This is a genomic window from Pseudomonas sputi (genome assembly GCF_021603585.1).
GTDB lineage: Bacteria > Pseudomonadota > Gammaproteobacteria > Pseudomonadales > Pseudomonadaceae > Aquipseudomonas > Aquipseudomonas sputi.
The window spans coordinates 92,046-112,379 of record NZ_BQHI01000007.1; the positions used below are offsets into that span (position 1 = coordinate 92,046).

A 20,334-nucleotide genomic window follows, 5' to 3' on the forward strand; every position below is an offset into this window, starting at 1 on the left:
CGTGACCGGGGTTCTAGTGTCCGGTTTTTTCCCGTGGACATGACCATGACAGAATCTGCCACCATCGCTGTACCCAGTGTTTCCCCTCCCTTGTTGAAACAGAGCCTGCTGGCCGAACTGATCGGCCAGGGTTACTCGCTGCATCAGGTCGCCTCGACGTTGTTGCGAGAAGCGCTGAGCAAAAACCATCCCGAGCAACACATCGATCCGGACCGAACCCTGCTCGCGACGCCCCTGCCCGAATCCGATCCCTTGCAGAGCCCCTCCAGAGCCTTCGCCTTCGAGTCCCTGACTCACGCCTTTATCCAGCATTGCCTGCGCAAGACCAAGGCTGATTACCTTGACGGGGAGCACTTCCTGACCCGATCCCCCGAGGCCGTCCCGCCGATTCTTTTGCCGGTGAGCATGGACGACATCACTTCGCTGATGAACGATCACACCCCGTTCCTGTTCCTCGAATACCAGCAGCGCCAGCTTGATTACTGGAACGAATCACCCGGCACCCGGCCGCGCTGGCAGGAGCTGTCCGATCTGTTGTGTTCGGCCGCCAATGTGCAGACGGCCAGCGGCTGGGGCGCCGATGATTGCGCGCTGGCGCGATTTGTCGCGCAGTATCCGGACCGGAACGAACGAGCGAGGGTGAAAAGCAATTTTGTCGGGCTCAAGGCCTGCCTGTTGGATATCGACCTGGTCGAAGGCGACGACAGCACGCACCTGATCATCGCCGGCGCGCTGGTGCTGACCGCGACCGTCAACCAGCGGCAACGCGTCTTGATGTACACCGTTGCCGATGGCTATGAGTCATTCGATTCACTGGCCGAGCTGGGCGAAACACTCCCGCAGCGGATCGCCCCGGAGCTGGCCAGTCGCTCCCTGAAATGGCGCCTGATCGAGCCTGAAGGGCATATTTTCGATGCCGTGGCACAAGCGCTGATCAGCAACCAGCTCGAGGCCATCGAGGCGCTGGATCCCGCCAGTCCGTCAATCAGTGCCCACGCCGGCTCCACACGACAAAGCCGTGCCCGTTTCAGTTCGCTCGAGCGAGCGCGGCTCGACAGACTGGAAGAGGCCATTCCCGACTGGTTGCAAGCCGGCTCTGCCGATGATCTGCAAGACTACAGTCGCTACATTGCCGAGCTCGGAACCTTGCGCAACGAAGCCGAGAATGGCGTGTTCAAGGAAGACGACATCCCTCTGATCAAGCCCTACGCCGAGCGCCGGATGCGCGAAGCGATCATCGCCCACAAAAGTGCCACCGGTGCTGCCGACCTGCCTTTTGAACACTTGCGGATCACCGTCACCAACAGCTTCGAAACCGGTGGCGTCACCCTGCCCAACCCGTTTGACCGGACACACGTGACCCTGGGCGAATTCGCTCTGCAAAACGCTCCGCCGTATCAAGCCACCCTCGCCTTCGACAATGGCCGGGCCGTACCTGCCTGGCTGACCGTGGATTTTCTGACTGACATCGCGCAAAAGGTCGATATCGGCGGTCACTACCCGCAAGCGATCAAAAGCGCGTTGATCGATGACCCGATCCGCTCGGCTGCCCAAAAGACCCGCTATCTGCGCCAACTGCCGACGCTCCTGCCTCTGCTCGCGCTGGAGTGCAAACTCAAGCAGCTGGGCGGCGTCGATGAACGCGGTTATGCGTATGTCTGCCAATTGATGGACGCCATCACCCGCCAACTGCCGACAACCGAACATCCGGTGACCATCCGCCCTTTGGCGTTTGTCCCACGCCGCCGTTTGAGCCGGCGTTCGGATGGGGTCGCCAACATGTTCATCATCTGCCCGCGCGTGCACACCCGGGGGCCTTGCCTGCTGTACCGACCGTTGCTGGACACTCCACTGATGCAGTTCGCGTCTTTGCAGAACCTGATGTATGCGCTGTATCAGGATGGCGAATTGCGCAGCTCGGTACTGGCCTGGCTGGACAGTGCTGCGCGGAGTTTCGAGTACTCGCAATACGCCTTCCCGGTCGGTCTGCCCTCGCCATGGATCATCACCCAACTGGGCACCGAACCTTTCATGCATCTCGACCTGACCGGTCCGATCGAACTGGAAAACGCACCTCTGGACGGAGACATTCTCGCGTCGCTGTACGCGGCAAACAGTCAAGCGCTGGTTGAACTTGCCAACCGCCAGTCACAGTCCAACAGCGAGCGACGCTGGGCGCTTCTGACGGACAGTGGATGGGCGCTCTTCAACGTCGCCGCAAACTTCATGAGCGGCGCGGCGGGCACCGCCGTCTGGGTCTGGCAGACCATCACGCAGATCCAGCAGGCGATCGATGCCCATGAACGTGACGACACCGTGGTGGCCTGGAAATCCACCGGCGATGTGCTGCTGACACTCGGCATCATCCTGACCCAGCACGTCGTGGCGCGACGCAATCACTCTTGGCTGCCGCGACCGAAAAAGCCCGGCGAAGCCAGCCGGCTGCCCGCGCAGAAAACCGAGTCCCCCCCTGTGGAGACCACGCCCTCCGTCACGCTGGATCCGACAACCCTTATCGGTGAAGTGCCTGCCGCGCATCTCACTCAACTCGAACAAGGGGCACTGCTGCGACCGGACAACAGCACGCGCTTCATCGAGATGCTCGACCGATTCCAGATCCCCCCACCTGACCTGAGTGGCAACCTCCCCTCGCCCCTCACTCATCTGTACACCCTGCAGGGCAAGACCTGCGTCCAGGTCGGCACGCGCTGGTTCCAGGTCAGCGCCGAAAAAGACGAGCCGGTGCACCTTGTCGATCCGGTCGATCCATTGCGCATCGGCATGGCCGTGAAATATGACGAGACGATCGGACAATGGCACTGGGATCCGAAGCTGCGCTTGCGCGGCGGCATGCCGAAAAGCCGGATCGAAGCCTTCCGTCGTTCCAAAAAGCAGGCAATGGACGCCGCCTGGACTGAGCTGGAGCAATTCGAAGCGCGTGAAACCGAGGAGAAAACGCAACTGCTGCGAGCGCTGGTAACCCTTCCAAAAGACGCCAGCGAGGTCGGATTCGAGCGCTCTGCCTCCACTTATCTGGACAGGGCCACGAAGCTGGGCAACGACTACACCCGAGCCCTGGCCCAACTGGAGATCTGGCGCCAGGCAGGAGGCGGCGGTTCACTGCACCAGGCCAAACTGATGACTCTGACCCTGGGTCAGCATCGCTGCTTCGGCTCCTGGCTGCGGGTGAAGATGCGGATCTATGCCAAAACAACACAGATACTCGTCGACAGCGCGAACCACCGGACACCCGTACCACGCAAGCAACAGATCGAGATCGCCACCGTCGCCACCGCGCTGAGCGACCAGATGATTGTCAGCCTGGAGACGCTGAATCGCTCCCTGCAAGTCTTGAACAGCCACTCGACCAAGGCCAGAAAAGTGGCCGCTAAGCTGGAGTTTCTATTGCCGGACTTCGGCCCGCTGGACCTGAAGGCCAATGAAATAGGCATCTCCTACGAACGCTGCGTGGTGGAGCAGCCGGGGGCTGCCATGAATGCCGCCCGCGTCGCGATCGGGGTCATCACGGCCACCGCTGCCGACGCCGCTCATGAGTTGATTGTGCTGAGCAAAACAGCGGTGGACGCCGCCGGACAACCGGCCCGTATCGAGCGTTTGTCACAGCGGATCGACCTGTTCGCCAGCCTCGGCGAACGCGTCGAACAACTGCCGGACAACCATCCCGGCCAGTTCGTCCAGGCAAGGCTCGACAGGGTCCGCGAACTGATCGGCGAATTCCATGCAGCGGCCCGCGAACGCCTGACCACGGAGTTGCCCGAGCCGGAGGAACGACCGACGCCGGTCAAGTCCCGGCCGCAGCCTTCCACGTCCCAGTCCAAAGTGAAGATCACCAAAAGTCGTCCACGCCCCGAGGTGGACGAGCAGGCTTCCACCGCCCCGGCAAGCGACGCCGACAGCGAGACCGCGTTCGTCAAGATTTCCACCCAACGGCCCGAACCGAAAGCGCCTGCGGATGACGAAGACCTTGTTTCATCAGCCATGCAGCTTGCAACAGACATCGACCGTTTCAACCGGAAAACCCGCGAGGACGCCAGGCGGCCAGGACGTATTCCCGCAGACATCCGCGACATGTTCGAGCAGCAGGTCGATCGACTCGAACAGGCAGCCAGCGACGTCGACAATGCGATCATCCGCAGAAAAAACGCCAAAAAGGATCCCTGGCCCGTCACGTCCCTCAGCGGCGATCTGCGCGAAGGCGCAACCCGCACCCGCGCTGAAGGTATTGCGACCTACGCGGCCATGCTTAAACAACGTAAACCTCGGGAAACCTATTTTCACTGGCTGTACGACCACGGGCAGGTCGAGGTCATCAAGGATCCACGCGGACGTATCCGCACCCGCCATCGCGGGGACTACTTTCAGGAGTACCGGATTCTCGACAAGACCCACGCAAGCAAGCCGTTGTGGGTGGCGCATTTCCACTACGACCAGCTCAAGGATGCGGATGAGCAGTACACCATCGCCCACCTGAAACCGGCCGATGCCTATCTGCAGACGCTCGATGACAAAACCCGTCAGACACTGAACACCTTCGATGCCGTCGATAATGCTCTACGGCGCATTGTCGATCCGCAGGTACGTGATCTGTTCCTCAAACCGCAGACAGAGCCTCAACCGAAAGACGAATAACCGCGCCAGACTTCACGCAAACGGGCCAGAGCCGACTTGATCGCCGGCTCCGGCACCGCCGCAAAACCCAGCACCAGACCGGCACGCCGATCAAGCGGCGTCGTCGAGTCCGGCAGCCAGTACTTGCTCAAGCCATGGATCTCCACCTCCACACTGGCGGCCTGCTCGATCAATTGCTGTTCACGGGCTACGCTGTCGACCGCCACCGTGAGATGCAGGCCGGCCGATACCGCCGGCAGCTCACCCACCCCCGTGATTCCCTGAGGCCAGCCATCGATCAGAGCGTTACGCCGGCTCAGGGCTGCCCGACGCATCCGCCGGATATGCCGCTGGAAGTGCCCGGCCGCCATGAATTCGGCCATCACCGCTTGAGTGCTCACTTCGGAGTGCCGGACATCCACCGCCCGCCGTTGCGCAAACGCTTCCACCAGCCCCGGCGGCAACACCAGATAACCCAGGCGCAACGCCGGGAACGCGACCTTGCCGAAAGTGCCGACATACAACACGCGGCCCAGGCGGTCGAGCGCCGCCAGCGGGGCCAATGGTGCGCCGGTGTAGCGGTACTCGCCGTCGTAGTCGTCCTCGACGATCCAGCCGCCGGTGCGCTCGGCCCAGGCCAGCAATTCCAGACGTCGCGCCAGGCTCATCACCACGCCGGTCGGGTATTGATGAGACGGCGTGACATAAGCCACCCGGCAATCTTCGGCGGCCGCCAGTGCCGCGCAGTCGATACCCTCTTCGTCCACGGCAATGCCATGCAATCGACCACCGGCCAGCGCAAAGGCATGACCCGCTGCGCGGTAGCCGGGATTCTCGATGCCCACCCCGGCGCCCGGCTCCACCAGCAACTGTGCACAAAGGCTGATTGCCTGTTGCGCGCCACTGGTGATCACAATTTGCTCAGCCGAGCACTGCATGCCCCGCGAACTGCGCAAATAAGCGGCGATCAGACCGCGCAATCGCGCATCACCCGCCGGGTCGCCGTAACACAGTTGCTGCAAATCGGGCTTGCGCCAGAACGCCGCGTTCAGCTTGGCCCAGACGTCGAACGGGAACAGATCGAACGCCGGAACACCGACCCGGAAGGCCCGTGGCGGTCCACTCGGTGGCGTCGGCAAATGGTTCTGCTCAAGCCGTTGCAACGCACCGCTGTGGATAACTTTGCTGGATAAATGCCCAGTGGATTTGACCGAAATTGTGGATAAGGCTGTGGGTAAGCCTGTTGAAAACCCTGTGGATACTTTTGTGGATAATTTTTCCGCTGGTGCCACCGATTGCGGCAACTGCGCCACGTAAGTGCCGTCCCCGACCCGCCCTTCGATGAAACCTTCGGCATACAGCTGATCGTAGGCACGCACCACGCTGTTGCGCGAAATCCCCAGCGCCGCCGCCAGATCGCGGCTCGCCGGCAACCGCGTGCCGCTGGCCAGGCGCCCGTCGAGCACCCGCAGGCGCAAGGCCTGGTAGAGCTGACGGCTCAGGCCTTTGCGGCGGTCGAGTTCGATACCGGCAGGGTTGAACGGCAGCGACAGCGTGGTGGAATCAGGCATGGCAATGGACCTATGAAATTGGTCATCAATGGCTCTTACAACAGACCAATAGCCTGCCTACGATGCAGGCATTCACCAAGGAAATTTTCTCTATGTACACGCCCCGCGCCTTTGCCATCGACGACCTGTCGCAACTGCACGAATTGATCCTCGCCACCCGCCTCGCCATTCTGGTGACCCACGGCGAGCAAGGCTTGCAGGCCAGCCATGTGCCGGTGTTGCTGCATCGCGAACAAGGTCCGAACGGCACGCTCTACGGGCATCTGGCCAAGGCCAATCCACAGTGGAAAGACCTGCGTGATGGCGCCGAGGCCATGCTGATTTTTCCCGGTGCCGATGCCTACGTCAGCCCGGGGTTTTACCCGAGCAAGGCCGAGCACGGCAAAGTGGTGCCGACCTGGAACTACGTCGCCGTACACGCCTATGGCCACGCCGAAACCTTCAGTGATGGCGGTCGGCTGCTGGACATCGTCAGCACCCTCACCGATCGCCATGAAGCGGGCCGCGCCCAGCCCTGGTCGGTCGACGACGCCCCGGCCGATTACATCGACGGCATGCTCAAGGCCATCGTCGGGTTCGCCATTCCCATTGACCGCCTCGAAGGCAAGCGCAAGCTCAGCCAGAACCGCAGCCCTGAAGACATCGCCGGCGTGCGCGAAGGCCTGGCCGCCAGCCCCGACATCAACGATCAAACCCTCGCTCACTTGATGCGTTAAGGAAATCACCATGAGTCAGATCGACATCCGTCCGGTCAGCGCCGCCGATCACGCCGCCTGGCTGGCGCTGTGGCAGGCCTACCTGCGCTTCTACAACACGGAATTGCCGGACGCCGTCAGCCAAAGCACCTGGCAGCGCTTTCTCGACCCGAATGAACCGACCCACGCCGCCCTCGCCTGGGCCGACGGCAAAGCGGTGGGCATGGTGCATTTCATCTACCATCGTTCGAACTGGAGCATCGAAAACTCCTGCTACCTGCAAGACCTGCTGGTGGAGCCGCCAACCCGTGGCACCGGCGTCGGTCGCCTGCTGATCGAATACGTGTACGCCACGGCCAAGGCCGACGGTTGCTGCAAGGTCCACTGGCTGACCCACGAAACCAACGCCACGGCGATCCAGCTCTACGAGCGCATCGCCGAACGCCCGGGTTTCATCCAGTTTCGCAAAGCCATTTAAGGAGCCTGCACATGACAACTTCACTTGCTGACTGGAAAGGCGTGCCGCCACCCTCGACCACCCTGATCGAAGGCCGCTTCATCCGTCTGGAAAAACTCAACCCGGCACGCCACGGCGATGACCTGTTCAACGCGCTGCAAGGCCCCGGCGCCGACCCGAAACTCTGGGATTACTTGCCCTACGGGCCGTTTCCGGAACGCAGCGTCTTCAATGACTGGCTGAACAACCACGCCGCCCATAGCGATCCGTACTTCTTCAGCGTCATCGACCGCGCCAGCGGCCAGGTGCAAGGCCTTCTCAGCCTGATGTCGATCGTCCCGGCCCAGGGCCGCATCGAAATCGGCCACGTCACCTTTGGCGCGCCGATGCAGCGTTCGCCGAAAAGCACCGAGGCGGTCTACCTGCTCGCGAAGGAATCATTTGCCCTCGGCTACCGCCGCCTGGAATGGAAATGCAACAACGGCAACGCCCGCTCCAAATACGCGGCCGAGCGCCTGGGCTTCAGCTTCGAAGGTGTGTTTCGCCAGCACATGGTGGTCAAGGGCCAGAACCGCGATACCGCGTGGTACTCGATTCTGGACTCGGAATGGCCGGCGATTGCGGCCGGGTTCGAGCGCTGGTTGAGCGATGAGAATCAGACGGCTGAGGGGCAGGTGAAGGGGTTGGTTGAGTGCCGCGCTTAAAGCTCAATCGAAATTAAGTATGTTGCGTTGCGGGTTCAGCTGTTATCGCGTCGAACCCGCACCACACCCATCTTCAGCCCGAACGGGCGAAACACGGCGTTCAGCGATTTAAGCGTCTGATTACCCTCTCCATGTTCGATGTGCACCAACGTACGCACCGAAATCTTGCACATCCTCGCGAACTGGGTCTGATGCAGCCCGGTCACTTCCACGCGCAAACGGCGAACGGCTTCACCGATTTCTAAGGTTCCTTGAGCCAGTGCTTCTTGAATGCTTTCGATGAGCACGGTGCGCTCGGCGACAGTCATGCTCATTTCAGATCCCACTCTTTCAATCGTTGCTCCAGGTTTTTCAGGTGGACGCCCGGATGATTCATTGTCCGGTCAGGCAAACCGCTGGCGCTCAAAATGTCCGGCAACTCGGCCAGGCACTGCGCATCTTCACGCAATCGCTCGAAAGATTCCGGCGCGTCGGACAACCCTGCCAATGGGTCATCCGGATCGGAAATATCCGCCAATGCGCGACAAACCCCTCGCCAATCGACATCTCCCGCCCTCTCCAGCTCTTTTGGCCATTTGGTCGTGCGGGTCACACCTTCGTCATCCATGACCATGGGGGCCAGATCATAAATGGGGGCCAAACGATACGAGCCCTCGTCACGAATGATTGCGGTATTGCGACCGTGGTTATCCGAGTTACCAAGAATTTTGTTGATCAGGTCCCGACGTAAATAGTCCGCCACCAGTGCCGGAATCTGATCCGCTTGCCCCGCATTGCGCCAGAGTTCGGCGAGCATGCGAATGACATCCATATGGCTCATAGCGCTTCCCGGCGTCGTCACTTCGGCCAGCGAATAAATCGACTCCACGGCAAAACGCTCTACCCCTCGGCTCGTCACCTGGCGATCAAAACGCTGCATCCACAAGCTGGGTTTGTTCGCTTCCTCTAACGCCAGACCTTCTGCCGCGACGGTTTCGATGCCCAGCGCCTGAAGCGCCTGGTAGTAGTGGAATTCGCTGCGCAGGATGTCTTGATCGGTTTGACCTCCCTTATTCCGGGCGAACTTCACGAACCAGTGCTGATGGACGTTTTCATCATCCAGCACGGCATCGGGATACAAAAGACCGGCGTGATTCTCTGCCAGAAGAATCTTGGGAGCCTCACCTCCGGCCCCTGTCGCCCCACCAATCGCAGCTCCCATTTCATAGGCATATTCAAGGAAGCGGTGGTCACGGCTGACGACCTCCTGACGCTGAAAACCGATGGGCTTGCGCTCATCGACAGCCTCGGCCGATTCTTTTATCCGCATGTTGCCGATCGGAGCTGGAGTGCAGCGACCAAGCAGATAAAGATCGGCACTGATGCCTGCAGGTTTCTCCAGCCCCAGACGTGCAAGAAGAAACCTTTTAGCGGCGCCTGCCGGCGCGATGTCATGCACGAATGCAGGCGTGATGGATCGCCGGCCTTCCCAATCAAGGGGGAACAGCGCACTCACGGCCTTGGAAAAAGGGGAGCCGATGGCCTCAATGTTCTCGACCAGATACGCCGACTCGTAGCCAAAGCTGCAGCGGCTTTCGAAGCCTTTTTCGGGCGAGTCGAAACTCAACACCATCGCGTCGTGCCATTTGCCGGCGTTGAATATCTGCAATGTCAGGTTGTGCATGCGGCTCTCATCTGCAATTAAATGCATTGCTGCGGTCGTTTGGTGAACTATAAGTGCAATATAGTGCATTTCAGAAGAACGAGAGACTCGCTAATCTGCAATAAAGTGCAAATAAAGAGTTTAAACCTCGAAATAAACGCAAAATAATGCAGATGCTGCTGAGTCCGCCACGGACATCATTCTGTAAAAACCCTCCGCTATACAGGACGCCCCGCTTATAACAAAAAGGACGTTCACCCCATGCCCTTCCCGCCCCAGCGCCTGTCGTTTGCCATTGCCCTGCTGATCGCCACCAGTGCCGCCCACGGCAAGACCGTGCAGATCGACACCGCCACGACTGCATCGCAGACATTGGGTGGCAGCGACACCCTGACGATTTCGGCGCCGGGCAGCATCACCAACAGCGGCAAAGCGGTAAGCCTCAAGGACGGCACCAGCGGGGTCGGGGTGATCATCGATAACGCCGGCAAGATCATTTCCAGCGGTGGCCGGGCCATCGACAGCAGTGGCGACCTGACCCAGGCGCGCAACTACACCCTCTATAACCGCAGCGGCGGGCAGATTCTCGGGGCCAACGATGCGATTCGCATCGACAGCAACTTTGTCAGCGGCAGCCTGTTGATCGACAACAGTGGCACCATTCGCTCGACCACCGGCCAGGGCCTGGATCTGGATGCGTTGCGCAGCGACGGGATGAAAACCACGATCATCAACCGCGCGGGCGGGCTGATTCGTGGCGACGCCAGCGACGGCATGAAGACCGGCGCCAATGCGACCATCAGCAACTACGGCGAGATCTCCACCGGTGACTCGCACAACGCCGACCAGAAATTCGACGGCATCGATATCGACACCGCGGCCGGCGTCAGCGTGACCAACTACGGCGTGATTTCCGGCGGCCGGCATGGCATCACCACTGATCTGGGGGCGACGCTGGTCAATTACGGGCAGATCACCGGGCGCAACGGCTCCGGTTTCGGTTCCGATGGCGACGGCACAGTGATCAACCACGGCACCATCACTGGTGCGTATTCCGGGTTGCAAGCCAATGGCGACGGCGACGGCGTGGACATCGACAACATCGCCCACATCGAAAACTACGGCACTGTTCAAGGCGTCGGTGCCGGTGGCGTGGACAAGGGCGGTTTCGCCAATGGCAGTGAAGGCATCGCGCTGGGCGGCGGGTACATTCTCAACGCCAAGGGCGCCCTGATCAGCGGTGCCAACAGCGCCATTCTGGTGGATGACGGCAGCGGCGGTTCGGGGCTGGCGGCCACCACGCTGCAGAACTACGGCACGATCCAGGGTCTCGACGGTTTCGGCGTGAAGTTCGTCGGTGAGTTCGCCGACAGCGTGATCAACGGCGGCACCATCAGCGGCAGCAACGGCCTGGCGCTGGATCTGGGCGGCGGCAATGACAGCCTGACCCTGCGCAGCGGCAGCCGCTTTGTCGGCGTGGTCGATGGCGGCAGCGGTTACGACCGCGTAGTGATGGATGACGCAACTGGCGGCAGCTTCGGTGCCAGCCGCAACTTTGAATGGCTGGAGATCAAACAAGGTGCCTGGACACTCACCGGCAGCGGCGACTTCAGCGATGGCGGCGCTGTACGCAACGGCGCCACTTTGATCAACCAGGGCGGCATCGCCGGCAATCTGACCGTGGACGCCAGTGGTGTGTATGCGGGCGGTGGTTCGGTGGGCAACCTCAACGTCAATGGCACATTGCGCACCGACACCCGTCTCGGCACCGTGACCGTCGTGCACGACTTGAACATGGGCAGCGCCTCCACCCTCGCCTACGGCGTCAACGCCGATGGCAGCAGCGCGCCGGTTCAGGTTGGCGGCACGGCCAACCTCAACGGCGCAACACTGGCGCTTAATCCCGGCAGCGGCACATACCCGTGGCAGAGCCATTACACGGTGCTGCAGGCTGCGCGGGTCAACGGTACGTTCGGCGCGGTCACCAGTGACTACGCGTTCCTCACCCCGACCCTCGCCTACACGCCGACTCAGGTCGACCTGACCTACACCCGCAATGACGTGGCGTTCAATGAATTCGCCGCCACCGGCAACGGCAGCAACGCCGCCAACAGCCTGGCCTCGATCAGCAAGAACAACGCGCTGTACAACGCCCTGCTCAACACCACGCAATCCAGCGCCGGCGCGGCCATCGAGCAACTGGCCGGCGCCAGCAACGCCAACCTGACCAGCGCCACCCTCGGCGCCAGCAGCCAGATCGGTAACAGCATGCTCTCGGCGATGCAACAGATGGGCGGCAGTCCGGGCTTGATGGTCGGCCTCGATCCGCGCGACACACCGATCCTCGCCGCCAACGGCGTACCGTCCGAAGCGCGAAACCTGAATGATCCGAACGCCCGGGGCCGGCTCTGGCTGCAGGCCATCGGCGGCTACGGCAAGCTCGATGGCGAACACGGCAGCAGCGGCCTGGAACAACGCACCAAAGGCAGCGTACTCGGTGCCGACTGGGCACTGAATCGGCAATGGCGAGTGGGTGTGCTCGGCGGTTATTCGAAGACCGATCTGGACGCCACCGGCGTCGACGGCAATGTCGAGAGCTGGCACGCCGGTGTTTACGCGCTGCATCAAAACGGCCCGCTGGCCTTGCGCCTCGGCGCGGCGTACAGCGGCCATCAGGGCGAAAGCAAACGCACCATCGCATTCAATGGTTTCAGCGATCGCCCCAAGGGCGATTACGACGCCGACAGCCAGCAAGCCTTCGCCGAACTCGGCTACGCCATGGGCAGCGGCCGACTGAGCGCCGAACCCTTCGCCAGCCTCGGCTACCAGCGCTATCACCGCGAGCGCTACCGGGAAAAGGGCGGCGCGGCGGCCTTGCAGGTCGACAGCCAGACTCAGGACAACTTCAGCAGCACCTTCGGCGTACGCCTGGCTCACCTCGGCTCGCTGGACAATGGCATGAGCCTGACCCCGCGCATGGCCGCCGGCTGGAAGCACACCTACGGCGATGTCAGCAGCTCGACCCGTCAGGCCTTCGTCGTTGGCGGCACCGCATTCAGCGTCGATGGCAGCTCGCTGGATCGTGACAGCCTCGTACTCGAAGCAGGGCTGGATCTGGGCATTTCCGCACGACATACGCTGGGGGTTGGATACAGCGGCGAGATTGGCAGTAACAGCCGTAATCACGGCTTGATCGGGCAGTGGCAGATGAGTTTTTGAGATTTCGCCAATCCAGATTTCAGCGGGCGTTGTAGGTAAAGGCGTCGGGTCGATTGGGTAATCATGGTGGATTCATTACCCGCCGGCGCCCGGGCTACAAAAGCAGACGCCATCACCTGCATCCGGCTCGGAATTGCCCGGCATCGGCGCACCGGCGTCGACTTTTACAGTTTGGCCTCACTTCACCTGAGGCGAACGGAATGCCCATTCAATGCAAATACAAGCTCCAACATCTTGTCCTGGCGGTTGCGCTGGCAGTCGGTTGCGTAGAATTTTCTCTGGCGGAGCAGTCGGAGCCTGACGCGCCCGTTATGGACGAAGTGAAACCCAAGCCTTCGCGCAAGAAGAAAGAAAAACCTGCTCCGCTTGATTTCGCCAAAGAAACCGCGCGTGAGGAAAAGGCCGCACCGACACCGGTCCCAAGCCCCGTCAGCACTGAGATGCCCGTGGTACCCGCTCACACAGCCGACAACACTCCATCCAAAAAAATCGCCACGACAGAGAGCGGCAGTGCGCTCGAAGAAAGCCTGGAAAAACCAGCGCCCTTACCGGAGCCGGTTCTGGCGGAAACGCCCGCCGCTCAACAAGCCCCAGTGGCTGACCAGGCACCGCCAACGCAGTCCCCTTCACAACCGGGCAACTCAGCCATTGCGGCACTGCTCGCCGCCGACGAGTCCACGGCCGCCCTCGCCTACGATCAACTGGCGGGCGGCAGTAACGCCAATCTCGCCAAGGCCACTTTGAGCAGCGTCACGCCGGTCAGCGCCAGCCTGCTGTCGGCCATGCACCAACTCGATAACCTGCATGACAACCCGCCAGACGCCCCGCGCCACGCGGCCGGAAACACCGAGAGCGGCAGGGTCTGGCTGCAAGCCCTCGGTCATAGCGGCAAACTGGATCGCGATGTGGAGCCCATGCAGCACGCCACCAAAGGACTGCTGCTCGGCGCGGACTGGCGCCTCGATGAGACATGGCACCTGGGCTTGATGGGCGGCACCTCCGACACGCGCATCGACAGCAACGAGCTGGACGGCGATCTCGACAGTTGGCACCTGGGTGCCTACGCCTTGCGCCAGACCGGCCGGTTGTCACTTCGGTTCGGCGCAGCCTGGAGCCGTCATGAAGGCAGTACCCGTCGCGAAGTTGCGTTCGGTCGCTTCCATGACCGACTCGAGAGCGACTATCGGGCCAGCACCCAGCAAGCGTTCATCGAGTCGGGATACAACCTGGGCCGGGGCAACATCAGCATCGAGCCGTTTGCCGGCATCGGCTACCAACGCTACCAGCGTGACGGCTACACCGAGAAAGGCGGGGCGGCGGCGCTCCGGGTGGGGGATCAATTCCAGGGCAACTTCAACACCACCGTCGGCCTGCGCATGGCGAAAGTCAGCACGCTGGATAACGGCATGCGCCTCACGCCACGATTCAGCGCGGGATGGAAACACGTGTACGGCGAGACCGACACCAGCACCCGGCAACGTCTGGTCACCGGCGGCCATGACTACACCGTTTATGGCGCAGAGCTGGATCGCAACAGCCTGACGCTGGACACCGGGCTTGATCTCACCGTTTCGACCAACCATACACTCGGTGTTGCCTTGTCGGGTGAGGTAGGCACCGACAGCCGCCACCACGGCGTATCGGGCCAGTGGCGAATGGCGTTCTGAGTCCAGACGGGGTGCTGGCGCACGTTGCGGCAGCGCCCCAAAAGCAAAAAAAGGGGAGCACATGCCCCCCCGAGGTTTAAAGCGTTGTATCGAGGCCGTTATCTCAGCCTTCGATCTCGATCAGGATTTCGCCCGGGTTGACCCGGTCGCCCTTGGCAACGTGGATGGCGGTGACCTTGCCGGCAATCGCGGCCTGGACTTCGGTTTCCATCTTCATCGCTTCGGTGATTAGCACGGCCTGGCCCGCCTTGACGGTGTCGCCTTCCTTGACCAGCACATCGACGATGTTGCCCGGCATGGTGGTGCTGACATGGCCCGGTGCCGAAGCCTGCTTGCGCTTGCTGTTGCCGCCGCCGACGAATTCGTTGAGCGGTTCGAACACCACTTCTTCCGGCATGCCATCGATGGACAGGTAGAAATGACGCTTGCCTTCAGCCTTGACGCCGACACCGGTGATGTCCACGCGGTAGGTTTCGCCGTGAACGTCGATGACGAACTCGGTCGGTACGCCTTCGCCGCCGGCCGAAGCCACCTTGCCCGCTTCCGGGATCGGCAGCAGCACTTCCGGGGTGAGGGTGCCGGCGGCACGCTCTTCGAGGAACTTGCGGCCGATGTCCGGGAACATGGCGAAGGTCAGCACGTCTTCTTCGGACTTGGCCAGTGCGCCGATATCGGCACGCAGCTTGGCCATTTCCGGTTTGAGCAGATCGGCCGGGCGTACGTCGATCACCTCTTCGCTGCCGATGGCCTGGCGACGCAGTTTCTCGTTCACAGTGCCCGGCGCCTTGCCGTAACCGCCTTGCAGGTAGAGCTTCACCTCGTTGGTGATGGTCTTGTAGCGCTCGCCGGCCAGTACGTTGAAGAACGCCTGGGTGCCGACGATCTGCGAAGTCGGGGTCACCAGCGGCGGGAAGCCAAGATCCTCACGCACACGCGGGATCTCCGCCAGCACTTCGCCCATGCGGTTCAGAGCGCCCTGCTCTTTCAACTGGTTGGCCAGGTTGGAAATCATCCCGCCCGGCACCTGGTTGACTTGGACACGGGTGTCGACGGCGGTGAATTCGCTTTCGAACTGGTGGTACTTCTTGCGCACGGCGTAGAAGTACAGACCGATTTCCTGCAACAGCTCCAGGTTCAGGCCGGTATCGAACTCGGTGCCTTTGAGCGCAGCGACCATGGACTCAGTGCCAGGGTGACTGGTGCCCGAAGCGAAGCTGGAGATCGCGGTGTCGATGTGGTCGGCACCGTTTTCAATGGCTTTGAGCTGGCACATGGCTGCCAGGCCGGCGGTGTCGTGGGAGTGGATGAACACTGGCAGCGACTGTTCGGCTTTCAGTGCACGCACCAGTTCACCGGTGGCGTACGGGGTCAGCAGACCGGCCATGTCCTTGATCGCCACCGAGTCGCAACCCATGGCTTCCATTTGCTTGGCCTGGGCGACGAACGCGTCGATGGTGTGCACCGGGCTGGTGGTGTAGGCGATGGTGCCCTGGGCATGTTTGCCGGCAGCCTTCACCGCTTCGATCGCCACGCGCAGGTTACGCACGTCGTTCATCGCGTCGAAGATACGGAACACGTCGATGCCGTTGACTGCGGCCTTGGCGACGAACGCCTTGACCACGTCATCGCTGTAATGGCGGTAGCCCAGCAGGTTCTGCCCGCGCAGAAGCATTTGCAGACGGGTGTTGGGCAGCGCGGCGCGCAGTTGGCGCAGACGCTCCCACGGGTCTTCCTTCAGGAAGCGCACGCAGGCGTCGAAGGTCGCGCCGCCCCAGCACTCCAGCGACCAGTAGCCGACTTTGTCGAGCTTGTCGCAGATCGGCAGCATGTCTTCGGTGCGCATGCGGGTGGCGAGCAGCGATTGGTGAGCGTCGCGCAGGATGGTATCGGTGACAAAGATCTTCTTGCTCATTCTTGTATTCCTCACAGGCCTGCGTGGGCGGCGATGGCGGCGGCGATGGCCAGGGCCAGCTCTTCGGGTTTGCGCTTGATCGAGTAGTTGGTCAGTTCCGGATGGCTTTCGACGAAGCTGGTATTGAACTGGCCGCTACGGAATTCCGGGTTGCGCAGGATTTCCTGGTAGTACGCGGCGGTGGTCTTCACGCCTTGCAGGCGCATGTCGTCGAGGGCGCGCAGGCCACGATCCATCGCCTCTTCCCAGGTCAGTGCCCAGACCACCAGTTTCAGGCACATCGAGTCGTAGAACGGCGGGATGGTGTAGCCGGTGTAGATCGCCGTGTCGGTGCGCACGCCAGGGCCGCCGGGGGCGTAGTAGCGCGTGATCTTGCCAAAGCTCGGCAGGAAGTTGTTTTTCGGGTCTTCGGCGTTGATCCGGAATTGCAGGGCAAAACCGCGATGCTGGATGTCTTCCTGCTTCACCGACAGCGGCAGGCCGGAGGCGATGCGGATCTGTTCGCGGACGATGTCGATCCCGGTGATTTCTTCGGTGATGGTGTGTTCCACCTGCACGCGGGTGTTCATCTCCATGAAGTACACCTCGCCCTCGGCGAGCAGGAACTCCACGGTGCCGGCGTTCTCGTAACCCACGGCCTTGGCCGCGCGCACCGACAGGTCGCCGATGTAGGCGCGCTGTTCCGGGGTCAGCTGCGGGCTCGGGGCGATTTCGATCAGCTTCTGGTTGCGGCGCTGGATCGAGCAGTCACGTTCGAACAGGTGCACGACGTTGCCAAAGCTGTCACCGAGGATCTGCGCTTCGATGTGCTTCGGATTGACGATGCATTTTTCCAGGAACACTTCCGCCGAACCAAAGGCCTTGGTGGCTTCGGAAATGACTCGAGGGAAGTTCTGTTCGAGCTCTTCGCGGCTGTTGCAGCGACGGATGCCGCGACCGCCACCGCCGGAAGTGGCCTTGAGCATCACCGGGTAACCGATGCGGTCGCCTTCGCTCAACGCTTCCTCGATGCCCGAGACGTTGCCTTCGGTGCCCGGCGTGACCGGTACGCCAGCCTTGATCATGCTGCGGCGCGCTTCAGTCTTGTCGCCCATGCGGCGGATGACTTCCGCCGACGGGCCGATGAATTTGATCCCGCGTTCGGCGCAGATGTCTGCCAGCTCGGCGTTTTCCGAGAGGAAACCGTAGCCGGGGTGCAGCGCATCGCAGCCGGTTTCCACGGCCAGGTTCACCAGCTTGCGCGGGTTCAGGTAACCGGCCAGCGGCTCGGCACCAATGCTGTGGGCCTCGTCCGCACGCTTGACATGCAAGGCATGCCGGTCGGCGTCGGAATAGATCGCGACCGAACGGATGCCCATCTCGGCGCAGGCACGCACGATTCGTACGGCAATCTCACCACGGTTGGCGATCAGGATCTTTGTTATCACTTGGAGGTTCCCTTGAGCCGGTGGCACCACGACCTGCTAGACCCAGGTCGGCACGTGACCAAATGTTTCCATGTGGTCTCGGCTCCACACTAGCGCTGACAAGGGATTAACAAAAATGAATAAAAATTGGGTCAGGCATAAGTAAAGACTTATAGTCAGTGCACCAGCCAGCGGCCAGAGTCGGTAGAAAATGCGTAAGTCATTGATGCGTATGACATTGCGTCAATTGCAGATCTTTAACGAGGTGTGTGATTTACGATCCTACAGCCGCGCCGCCGAGGAAATGTCGCTCACGCAACCGGCCGTCAGCCTACAGATTCGTCAGCTCGAAGAGCTGATCGGCCAGCCATTGTTCGATTACGTGGGCAAAAAACTCTACATGACCGAGGCGGCCGAAGCACTCCAGCGCGCCAGCCGGGACATCTTTGGCCGCCTGGAAAACCTCGACATGCAGCTGTCGGACATGCAGGGCTCGCTGCAGGGCCAGTTGAAGCTGGCGGTGGAGTCCAGCGCCAAATACTTCGTGCCGCACCTGTTCGCAGCATTCAAGCGCCAGCATCCGGAAGTGAACCTGCAACTGACGGTGGTCAACCGTGGCCAGGTGATCCGCCGCCTCTCCGACAATCGCGACGACCTGGTGATTATGTCGATGGTGCCGCAGGACATGGGCCTGGAATTCCTGCCGTTCCTCAACAACCCGATCGTCGCCGTGGCGCGTCCCGATCATCCGCTGGCGCACCTGGGCCCGTTGCGTTTGCAGGACCTCGAACCGTACACCTTGCTGATCCGCGAACCCGGCTCGGGCACGCGACTGGCCTGCGAGGAATATTTCAAGGAGAAGCGCGTGCACTTCACCCAGACCCAGGAAGTGGCGTCGGCCGAGGCCCAGCGTGAATGCGTGGTGGCGGGTCTGGGCCTGGCGCTGTTGACGCGCCACGCCCTGAACCTGGAGCTGGCGACCGGCGGCCTGGTCGAGCTGCCGGTCGAAGAGTTGCCGCTGTTTCGCAGCTGGTGCCTGGTGCAAGCCAAGGCCAAACGGCTGTCACCGGTGGCCCACGCTTTCCTGGCGTTTATCCGCAGCGAACGGGTGCAGATCAGCGCGCTGGTTGAGCGCTTCGACGGGAAACTGCCGGCGCGGCCTGCCAGTAGTTGAGTTTGATGTCCTCGGGAAAATCGCTGATTTCGCTTTGAAGCTGGCGCAGTTCGAAGCGATCTTCGATGGCGCGGCGAAATTCCATGCGGCGCTGGTCTTCCTGCTGACGACGGGTTTTCGCGGCGCTGTTGCGTTCTTCGTAGGGCTGAGCCATTTCGAGTCTCCCAAGGCGAGTACGGGAGTTTCACGATAGGCCCGGGGGATGACGGTTTGGCTTCGTCGGGGTTACAGGCAGATGAAGATTGCCTTCATCCCACGACAATCAGTCATCCAGCGCTTTCACCGATTTGGGCGACAGCCGCAGACTGCGCAGACTGCGCTTGACGCTCTTGAGGTGGTTGACCAGGCTCGGTCCGCGCGCCATGGCCACGCCCATCGCCAGTACGTCGATCACCACCAGGTGAGCGATGCGCGAGGTCAGCGGGGTATAGATTTCGGTGTCTTCGTGAACGTCGATCGCCAGGTTGACGGTCGACAGCTCGGCCAACGGTGTCTGGCTCGGGCACAAGGTGATCAGCGACGCACCGCTCTCGCGAACGAGGTTGGCGGTGATCAGCAGATCCTTGGAGCGGCCGGACTGGGAAATGCAGATCGCCACATCGGTCGGCTTCAGCGTTACCGCCGACATCGCCTGCATGTGCGGATCGGAATACGCCGCCGCCGTCAGCAGCAGACGGAAGAACTTGTGCTGCGCATCCGCCGCCACCGCACCTGATGCACCAAAACCGTAGAACTCGACGCGTTGGGCCTGAGACATCAACGTCACTGCCCGCTGCAGCTCCAGCGGATCGAGCTTTTCGCGCACCTCCATCAGCGTGTGCAAGGTGGTGTCGAAAATCTTCAGGCTGTAGTCGGCAACAGAGTCATCTTCATGGATCGCGAACTGACCGAAGCTGGCGCCGGCCGCGAGGCTTTGCGCGAGCTTGAGTTTCAGATCCTGGAAACCGGAGCAACCAATGGCCCGGCAGAAGCGCACGATGGTCGGCTCGCTGATGCCGACGCTGTGGGCCAGGTCGGCCATGGAACTGTGCATCACTGCCGCAGGGTCAAGCAGCACGTGGTCGGCGACCTTGAGCTCCGACTTGCGTAACAGGTGACGTGACTGGGCGATGTGTTGCAGCAGATTCAAGGGGCTGGACTCTTGTTATGGAAAGATGTGCGTTGGCCGGATGCCGGGGATGTAGCAAGCTTGTAGTTATACTACATGAATCGGCTTTTTGCCTGCTCAATGCGTAACTGGATCCCCCCGGATCAGGCG

At 61.6% G+C, this 20,334-nt stretch carries 14 protein-coding genes; 7 read left to right on the plus strand and 7 right to left on the minus strand.

The genetic code is table 11. The features are described from left to right. Positions 1-45: 45 nt before the first annotated feature. Positions 46-4,650, plus strand: coding sequence for a dermonecrotic toxin domain-containing protein (locus tag L6D81_RS12445; RefSeq protein ID WP_236179825.1), 4,605 nt, complete (start codon positions 46-48; stop codon positions 4,648-4,650). Here L6D81_RS12445 and pdxR read toward each other — a convergent pair. Continuing rightward, a complete protein-coding gene (gene pdxR, locus L6D81_RS12450) occupies positions 4,632-6,200 on the minus strand; it encodes a MocR-like pyridoxine biosynthesis transcription factor PdxR (protein ID WP_236179826.1) in 1,569 nt (522 codons plus the stop codon). The genes L6D81_RS12445 and pdxR overlap by 19 nt on opposite strands. Before the next feature lie 92 nt (positions 6,201-6,292). Between pdxR and L6D81_RS12455 the strand changes: the two genes are divergently transcribed. The 3 genes from L6D81_RS12455 to L6D81_RS12465 are packed head-to-tail and all read left to right on the plus strand — an operon-like array spanning position 6,293 to position 8,056. Continuing rightward, positions 6,293-6,916 (plus strand): FMN-binding negative transcriptional regulator, encoded by a 624-nt coding sequence (locus tag L6D81_RS12455; protein WP_230734329.1) that lies wholly within the window; start codon positions 6,293-6,295, stop codon positions 6,914-6,916. 10 nt (positions 6,917-6,926) lie between these two features. Then, positions 6,927-7,373, plus strand: a complete 447-nt coding sequence (locus L6D81_RS12460) for a GNAT family N-acetyltransferase (protein ID WP_236179827.1) — start codon at positions 6,927-6,929, stop codon at positions 7,371-7,373. 11 nt (positions 7,374-7,384) lie between these two features. Continuing rightward, positions 7,385-8,056, plus strand: coding sequence for a GNAT family N-acetyltransferase (locus L6D81_RS12465; RefSeq protein WP_236179829.1), 672 nt, complete (start codon positions 7,385-7,387; stop codon positions 8,054-8,056). A 35-nt stretch (positions 8,057-8,091) separates the two neighbouring features. Here L6D81_RS12465 and L6D81_RS12470 read toward each other — a convergent pair whose 3' ends face one another. Both L6D81_RS12470 and L6D81_RS12475 read right to left on the minus strand, forming a co-directional pair. Then, positions 8,092-8,370 (minus strand): helix-turn-helix domain-containing protein, encoded by a 279-nt coding sequence (locus L6D81_RS12470; RefSeq protein WP_236179831.1) that lies wholly within the window; start codon positions 8,368-8,370, stop codon positions 8,092-8,094. Further along, the gene (locus L6D81_RS12475; protein WP_236179833.1) at positions 8,367-9,719 is read right to left on the minus strand and encodes a HipA domain-containing protein; all 1,353 of its coding nucleotides are present in this window, start codon (positions 9,717-9,719) and stop codon (positions 8,367-8,369) included. The genes L6D81_RS12470 and L6D81_RS12475 overlap by 4 nt, the downstream gene beginning before the upstream one ends. 240 nt (positions 9,720-9,959) lie before the next feature. On the opposite strand from L6D81_RS12475, the gene L6D81_RS12480 reads away from it, so the two are divergent. Both L6D81_RS12480 and L6D81_RS12485 read left to right on the plus strand, forming a co-directional pair. After that, positions 9,960-12,917: an autotransporter outer membrane beta-barrel domain-containing protein gene (locus L6D81_RS12480; RefSeq protein WP_236179834.1), complete on the plus strand. Its 2,958-nt coding sequence runs from the start codon at positions 9,960-9,962 to the stop codon at positions 12,915-12,917. A 311-nt stretch (positions 12,918-13,228) separates the two neighbouring features. Beyond that, complete coding sequence (locus tag L6D81_RS12485; RefSeq protein ID WP_309295821.1) at positions 13,229-14,584, plus strand: autotransporter domain-containing protein; 1,356 nt, start codon at positions 13,229-13,231, stop codon at positions 14,582-14,584. Between the two features lie 103 nt (positions 14,585-14,687). Here L6D81_RS12485 and oadA read toward each other — a convergent pair whose 3' ends face one another. Both oadA and L6D81_RS12495 read right to left on the minus strand, forming a co-directional pair. Then, positions 14,688-16,496 carry a sodium-extruding oxaloacetate decarboxylase subunit alpha gene (gene oadA / locus L6D81_RS12490; protein ID WP_236179836.1) on the minus strand — a complete coding sequence of 603 codons (1,809 nt, stop codon included), beginning with the start codon at positions 16,494-16,496 and terminating at the stop codon, positions 14,688-14,690. Positions 16,497-16,507: 11 nt separating this feature from the next. Beyond that, positions 16,508-17,923 (minus strand): acetyl-CoA carboxylase biotin carboxylase subunit, encoded by a 1,416-nt coding sequence (locus L6D81_RS12495; protein ID WP_007954255.1) that lies wholly within the window; start codon positions 17,921-17,923, stop codon positions 16,508-16,510. 190 nt (positions 17,924-18,113) lie between these two features. Here L6D81_RS12495 and L6D81_RS12500 point away from each other — a divergent pair, with 190 nt between their 5' ends. Then, the gene (locus tag L6D81_RS12500; RefSeq protein ID WP_236179838.1) at positions 18,114-19,076 is read left to right on the plus strand and encodes a LysR family transcriptional regulator; all 963 of its coding nucleotides are present in this window, start codon (positions 18,114-18,116) and stop codon (positions 19,074-19,076) included. On the opposite strand, the gene L6D81_RS12505 is transcribed toward L6D81_RS12500, so the two are convergent. Both L6D81_RS12505 and hexR read right to left on the minus strand, forming a co-directional pair. Next, positions 19,018-19,230 carry a PA3496 family putative envelope integrity protein gene (locus L6D81_RS12505; RefSeq protein WP_236179840.1) on the minus strand — a complete coding sequence of 71 codons (213 nt, stop codon included), beginning with the start codon at positions 19,228-19,230 and terminating at the stop codon, positions 19,018-19,020. The genes L6D81_RS12500 and L6D81_RS12505 overlap by 59 nt on opposite strands. A 108-nt stretch (positions 19,231-19,338) precedes the next feature. Further along, the gene (gene hexR, locus L6D81_RS12510) at positions 19,339-20,205 is read right to left on the minus strand and encodes a transcriptional regulator HexR (RefSeq protein WP_007954250.1); all 867 of its coding nucleotides are present in this window, start codon (positions 20,203-20,205) and stop codon (positions 19,339-19,341) included. Positions 20,206-20,334: the final 129 nt, after the last annotated feature.